This is a genomic window from Pseudomonas sp. GXM4 (assembly GCF_008923895.1).
In the GTDB taxonomy this organism is placed as follows: Bacteria; Pseudomonadota; Gammaproteobacteria; order Pseudomonadales; family Pseudomonadaceae; genus Aquipseudomonas; species Aquipseudomonas atacamensis.
Window position 1 is genome coordinate 1 of sequence record NZ_WBRZ01000493.1, and the last position, 1,454, is coordinate 1,454.

The 1,454-nt window shown below is 50.3% G+C and carries 1 protein-coding gene; it reads right to left on the reverse strand.

The genetic code is table 11. From position 1 onward, the window contains the following. Positions 1-94: 94 nt before the first annotated feature. A complete protein-coding gene (locus F8N49_RS27685; protein WP_151553304.1) occupies positions 95-1,120 on the reverse strand; it encodes a hypothetical protein in 1,026 nt (341 codons plus the stop codon). Between the last annotated feature and the right edge of the window lie 334 nt (positions 1,121-1,454).

Sequence of the window (1,454 nt, forward strand, 5' to 3'; positions counted from 1 at the left end):
TTCAGTTTGAAGAAAGAAATCTGTCCTCTTTTACTCAGTCCCTTTTGCTCAGAAGACAAAGCGACCACATGATCGCTCTGTCTTCAGAGATGAATTAGACCTCCTGCCGCCAAGCGGAAAACGTGATCACTGTGCCGGCTTCTTTTCTATTGGTGATTTCTACTTTATAGGTACCACCATTGATGCGGCCTTCAACGAGCGCTTTGCGCTCGTTGCCGCTGACTTCGGCGTCCTTTGCATGTTGCTGATAGAAGTCGATAACATCCGCGTATTCGGTAAAAGTCCTGAGAATGACCTCATATTCATGCTGAGGGCGTCCGGCTATTTTGTCCCAGTCACCGTCAATTGAAGTGCCCTCCATACCCGGTGTCGTAAAGACACCGTGAGCGCCGGCGCCAATCAAGTGAGCTCGCTGCGGAAGCAACGGCAGCATCGCTTTTGGAAAATCGGAAGGTAATTGAGCCGCAGTCCAGGCTCCCTGTTTCGGCTGAGTCACGATGTACTCAACGTGGGCAATCTTCTGCGCAGCGGCTCGGCGTTCTGGATCGTCACTCTCCGCCCACAGCGCCATCATAGGAGGCAGTTGCTTACTCCAGGGGATCAAAGCATCGGCGTCAGACTTGCCGGCGCCTTCTGGCTGGAAAATAGTCAGCACGGTTTCCGGCGCATCGTTACAAGTCAATGGTTCCTCGCGAGACTTGACGGTGCAGTGGCCATTGACCAGTCCTACGGCGAGCAACTGCCCCTTGTCGTCCAGCAGCAATGCGGCGCGCTCGAACCCGTTGTTACCGTCGTCCATGGCAGTGATCATTTTTCTGCCGGGAGGCACACCATCAACAAAAGTCGACATTTCTGACTCGAGCGCTTCAAGAACCTGCTGCACGATCATCGTATTGTCATTGGTGTAACTTCCGGTTTGGTAGCCAAAAAAATCAACGAGTGCAGAGCGAACCGCCGGGTCTTGGTTGAGCTTGTGAGCCCGTTCTGGACTGGCTTCGTTTGTAAGCAACAAGACAGTTGTGCCGTCGGGACGTTGTTCGGATCGTAGTGACAGCGCGCTTGCGCTTAGGGAGAAGGTAAAGACTAGAAGCAAGGAGAGAGTGCGGCTCAAGTATTTCAAGATAACAGTCCTTTGATATTTAATCCGTGAGAGTGGTCGCAGAGATTTGATCTGGTGATTATGCGTTGAGCATAAGTTTTCTGTTTTTCATTATTCTTTAATGGGGAGTTTAAGTTGACAGTCGCCTTGAAGGTTTCAGTGACGTGTTTTTCACGCGTATCAGGCGGCCCAGGAGATTTCTTCGTACAGCCAATCATTCAAGGCTTCCAGAATTCAATTCCCTCCACATGACGCTCTATGTCATCCATGTCATCCTCGCCAAGAGTTGAGTCATAGTTTTTGCTGATAATTGTTCTGATTTTTGCTAGTCGCTGAGTTACGTTTTCATTGTCAA